The organism is Haliscomenobacter sp. (genome assembly GCF_040403615.1).
Classification (GTDB): Bacteria; Bacteroidota; Bacteroidia; order Chitinophagales; family Saprospiraceae; genus Haliscomenobacter.
Map to the genome: position 1 here is coordinate 9503 of NZ_JBBAKG010000158.1, position 1116 is coordinate 10618.

Consider the following 1116-nt stretch of genomic DNA (forward strand, 5'->3'; position numbering starts at 1 on the left):
TTGCGTTGCATTTTATTGTAAAAAAAAGCTCCATTCAGCGACTTACTCCATTTGTCAATTAACGGGGAAAAGACTCGTCTACCATTTCGTTGGTCATAGGCAGAAGGTTGGAAAACTCCTATGTTCCTGATGCCGTTTAGCCAACCTAACAAACTGACAAAAGCGCGCCAAACAGAATTTCTTTACCAGATTTTAATGAACGTGTCATTAAATGCGATAAGAATTTTACGCACAACAAAAGTAAGTGCTGTACACCTTGAATACATTACACGATTTCAGCTATAAGTTGCAAGATTCACACATCTCTGTATCACCAACCACTCACATCTTGTCCATATCATGGCTTTCCATTGGATTGGCTCCTTTTTTGAAAATGTACTCGCTTTGCAACAGGTAAGCACCCGCAACCACCACCACGTCTCCTGATTTCAAGCCGGAGGTGATTTCGATTCTGTCGTCGCTTTCCAGTCCGGTCTGTACCATTACACTTTTAAAAGAATGATTGGCTGTTTTGATCCATACCGTGGCCCCTTTGCCATCGCGAAGGACGGCATCAATTGGCAGCGACAGTGATTTGCGCGCAGGGCTTTTCAGCAATACATAGGCCGGCATTCCCGGTTTGAGGAGGTTGCCAGGATTGGGAATCGATACCCGGATCAGGTTAATGCGGGTATCCGGGTTGATTTCAGGATTGATGAATTCTATTTTTCCTGGTATTTCCCGGTCATCCAGGTCGGGAAGTTGCACGGTGGCGACGCTGTGGCGATCCAAAGCCGCGAATTGAGTGGTGTACACTTGCGCTTCCGCCCACAAGGTAGATAAATCGGCAAGTTTGATGACCGTGCTTCCCTCCTGGATGTAATCTCCCTCCTGGATTTCCAGATTGGTCAGAAAACCGGAAGCGGGGCTGTAAAAAGTAGTGGTTGTCGTCGTTTTTTTCTGCTTGGCCAATTGTTGGATTTGCCCTTCGGTAAGTCCCCAGAGCAGCAATTTGTTTTTGGCACTTTGGAGCAGTTGCTCAAAATCAATCGTAGTCCCGGAAGCAAATTCTTTGCGTTGTTCCAATACCAGCAAGTATTCTTGTTTGGCATTGTTGAGTTCTTCGCTGTACAGGTC

At 45.9% G+C, this 1116-nt stretch carries 1 protein-coding gene; it reads right to left on the reverse strand.

Annotated features, from left to right (window positions below; translation table 11 throughout):
• Window positions 1–321: 321 nt before the first annotated feature.
• Window positions 322–1116: efflux RND transporter periplasmic adaptor subunit (locus ABW391_RS27150; protein WP_353485050.1), on the reverse strand; the 795-nt coding region annotated here is incomplete at its 5' end.